Below are 4,059 nucleotides of genomic sequence, written 5' to 3'. Positions count from 1 at the left end.
TCTGTCATTGCGAGACCACGCAAGTAGGTCGTGGCAATCCATCTTTGGTTACTTTTGTGGATTGCTTCGTCGACCTAAGGTCTCCTCGCAATCTGATATATCCCCACGAAATTGTTGCAAAATAGCAAGAATTGATAGAATATCATCATTATTTAATGATGATGGAGATAGTAGGTTATGGATGTAAAAACAGTATTAAATGATTTCGTATTGTACTCTTGGGAAATTTATTATTGAATTTAATTATTTGCATGCCATAAAACCATTGGTAGAACCCCTTGCATCTACTATAAAGACGGAGCTTTGTCATGCTTAATTTCGTGGGGATATATCAGCTCGCAATGACAGTTTTTCAATTATTGTTTTCTTAAACTAACGCTTATGTGAGTAGGCGGGAATCTAGACCCCGCACCAAAGCAGGGGTGACACTAAGTTGTAATTTGTCATTCCAGCCCATTTTGCAAAAAAACTTGATTTCAAGTATTAGTGTAGTTGATTTTTATGATATATTATTATATAGGAAGGATGGAATTTAATAAAAAGCCTATTGCCTAATGTGGATATATTTTATATATCTATATACTTAGATCGCTTGAGTATAGAAACAGAATAAATATGTTGAGTAAAATGCATAAATATAGAACGCATAATTGTAATGAATTGCGATTGAGTGATGTCGGAAAAAGAGTAAAATTATCTGGCTGGGTACATAGAAGAAGGGATCATGGTAATTTGGTATTTATTGATCTTAGGGATCATTTTGGTATCAGCCAATTAGTATTTACTGATCAAGACCCAAGTTTAATGGATGCTGCTAGTCGGTTAAGGTATGAATCGGTTATAACTATTGTCGGGAAAGTGGTAGCAAGGCTTGATGACACAATAAATGATTCATTAACGACCGGTAAAATTGAAATATTGGTAAGTGAGTTTATAATTGAGTCTAATGCCGAAGCTTTACCATTATTGGTGAATTCTGAACAAATTTCTCCCGAAGAAACTAGGCTAAAATATCGTTTCCTAGATCTTAGGCGTGAAAAGTTGCATAATAGCATTATGCTAAGATCGCAAATTATTGCTCATCTACGTCAGATTATGACGCAGGGTGGTTTTACTGAATTTCAAACACCAATCTTAACTGCCAGTTCACCAGAAGGGGCTAGGGACTTCTTAGTACCCAGCCGATTACACCCTGGGAAATTTTATGCTTTACCGCAAGCTCCTCAGCAATTCAAACAATTGCTTATGGTATCAGGATTTGATCGTTATTTTCAGATAGCTCCTTGTTTTAGAGATGAGGATGCAAGAGCTGATAGATCGCCAGGTGAATTTTATCAATTGGATATAGAAATGTCTTTTGTTACGCAGGAAGATATATTTAATACTATTGAACCGGTGATGTATGAAATATTTAGCAAATTTTCTGATAAGACAGTATCAAATACCCCTTTTGTCCAAATTCCATATGAAGAAGCAATGTTAAAATATGGTACTGATAAGCCAGACCTTAGAAATCCTCTAATCATTGCCGATGTTACCGAATTATTTAGAGAATCTAATTTTGCTATTTTTAAAGAAAATATAAAAAATGGCTCTGTTGTAAGAGCGGTACCAGCTCCTAAAACTTCTACTTTACCGAGAAGCTTCTTTGACAAAATGGCAGAATTTGCAATTTCCGAGGGGGCAAGTGGGCTTGGTTACATCCAGTTTCTAGAAGATGGACAAGTTAAAGGGCCTATTGTTAAATTTTTAACAGAGGAGCAACTATTAAATTTAAAGTCTTTAGCAAATCTACAAAATGGTGACACTGTCTTCTTTACCTGTGATAAAGTTGATAAAGCCTCTAAACTTGCTGGTAAGATTCGAACTAAATTAGGCGAGGATTTAGCTTTACTTAAAAAAGATTGTTTTGAGTTTTGTTGGATAATAGATTTCCCATTTTATGAATTAAATGAGCAAACTAAAAAAATAGATTTTAGCCATAATCCATTTTCTATGCCCCAAGGTGGTATGGAGATATTAGAATCAGCTAAAACAGTAGATGATCTACTTGCCATTAAAGCATATCAATATGATATTGTTTGTAATGGTATTGAATTATCTAGTGGAGCAATTAGAAATCATAAACCAGAAATAATGTATAAAGCTTTTGAGATTGCTGGATACCCTCCAGAAATTGTTGATAAAAGATTTGGCGGAATGATCAGAGCGTTTAAATTTGGTGCTCCACCACATGGTGGAATAGCCCCTGGCATAGATAGAATCGTTATGTTATTAACCGATTCAACCAATATTAGAGAGGTGATAGCTTTTCCACTAAATCAACAGGCGGAAGATTTATTGATGAATGCTCCTGATTATATTGATGAAAAAGCTTTAAAGGAGCTTAATATTAACTTATCTCCTTCAGTCAGAAATAAATTGCTAGCTGAAGGAGCTTAAATAAGATGAAAAGTGAAAGAAAAAACAAAAAATAAAATTATCGGAGCATTCCTAGGAACAATCATTGAATATTACGACTATAGTTTATACGGTTTTTCTGCTGGCATTATTGCAGCAAAATTCTTTCCAAATACTGATTATATAACTAGTCTAATAAATGCTTTTGCTGTTTATGCGATGGCATATCTCTCAAAACCTATTGGTTCGCTAATTTTTGGACGTATAGGGGATATTTATGGGCGTAAGACGGCGTTAACTATTACTATAATAGGAATTGTGATACCTACTATGATTATAGGATGTTTGCCAGACTACTCGTCTATTGGGGTTTGGAGTACGGTAATTCTGGTTTTGTGTCGTATTACGCAAGGTATTTTTGTAGCTGGAGAATATGACGGAGCAGCTATTTATGTTATCGAACATTTAGGGGAGAAATATCGATATACCGCTTCGGCGATAACTCGTTGTACTGGAGTTTTAGGCTTATTACTAGGAATTGGGGCAACCAATTTTTTTAGTTCCCATATTTTTCCAGATTGGGGTTGGCGTATTCCTTTCTTAATTAGTTTACCTTTAGCTTTAGTTACTCTATATTTCCGTCGTAAATTAGATGAAACACCGGAATTTAAGAAAAATCAAGCAAATGGAATAAGGGTTCAAAGCCTAGCTACTTTAGTTAACAAACAGTGGCGGATTATTTTGATGGTAGTATTTCTTGCTGGTGGATTTGGTGTGACTTATCAACTATCCATTATGTTTATGAAACAATATTTGCCTATGATTCTACCACAAACTAGTTTCATTATGAGTGTTTTTTCAGTTCTGATAACTGTGTGTTTTGCAATTGCTATGCCTATTTCTGGCTTATTTGCTGATCGATTTAATCAAATGATAGTGTTTAAGATCAGTCTATTTGGTACACTTGTAGCTAGTTTATTATTTATTATTTCGGTTAATTATCAAATGGTTAATTTGGCTTTAGGTTCTTGTTTAATGCTTGCATGTTTTGTTGCCCCTTTCAATGCTCTTGCCCATGGTACTATGATAAAAGCTTTTGCTGTTAATGATCGCTACCGGGCAATAAGTCTTGGTCATACTATGGGGGCAATGTTGATGTCTGGCAGTGCAAATTATGTATGTCTAGTATTAATGAGATATCTAAACTTTAAATTATTCCCCATGATATATCTTATTTTCTTTGTGATATTAGCCTATTTGATGGTAAAGCGTTTTGAGAAAGATTATAAAAGAAAAATCAAATTACAGCCTGATATTAGCATACAGCTATAAACTCAGTTATATTATTCTATTTCATCACAAAATACTGTACTATCAGTGTTTATATTACGGAGTATAGCTGTTTTATTTTTTGTATGCCATTCATATTGATTTGCCCCATATAGTACTCCACTGGCTGATACCCTACCAGTAAAAATTAAAATTTGATTTTCTTCTGCAATTGGAATAATCGCTAAAGTATTAGCTCCCTTATTCAAATACCGTATATTTATTTTCCTTCCATCTATACAGCTATAATTTAACGTCAATTCGGGATAAGGTTATAATTTAGAGGAAAGTCGAAATTGCAATTTATGGAAGGTTTATTTTTCTTAAGAG

4 protein-coding genes are annotated in these 4,059 nt (G+C 34.0%); 3 read left to right on the top strand and 1 reads right to left on the bottom strand.

Annotated features, from left to right (window positions below; all coding sequences use genetic code 11):
- The 3 genes from RiCNE_RS07840 to RiCNE_RS06165 form a co-directional block, all read left to right on the top strand.
- On the top strand, positions 1-187 hold a 187-nt coding region (locus tag RiCNE_RS07840), incomplete at its 5' end, for a hypothetical protein (protein ID WP_204839967.1).
- A gap of 440 nt (positions 188-627) precedes the next feature.
- Positions 628-2,442, top strand: a complete 1,815-nt coding sequence (gene aspS / locus RiCNE_RS06170; protein WP_094649709.1) for an aspartate--tRNA ligase — start codon at positions 628-630, stop codon at positions 2,440-2,442.
- Between the two features lie 12 nt (positions 2,443-2,454).
- Positions 2,455-3,732, top strand: a complete 1,278-nt coding sequence (locus RiCNE_RS06165) for an MFS transporter (RefSeq protein WP_094649708.1) — start codon at positions 2,455-2,457, stop codon at positions 3,730-3,732.
- Positions 3,733-3,743: 11 nt separating this feature from the next.
- Here RiCNE_RS06165 and RiCNE_RS06160 read toward each other — a convergent pair whose 3' ends face one another.
- On the bottom strand, positions 3,744-3,989 hold the full coding sequence (locus RiCNE_RS06160) for an MliC family protein (protein WP_094649707.1): 246 nt from the start codon (positions 3,987-3,989) through the stop codon (positions 3,744-3,746).
- Positions 3,990-4,059 lie beyond the last annotated feature (70 nt).

Origin of the sequence: Rickettsia endosymbiont of Culicoides newsteadi (assembly GCF_002259525.1) — a bacterium.
Classification (GTDB): domain Bacteria; phylum Pseudomonadota; class Alphaproteobacteria; order Rickettsiales; family Rickettsiaceae; genus Tisiphia.
Note: the sequence above shows the minus strand (reverse complement) of the source record. Positions and strands in the feature narration are given on the sequence as shown.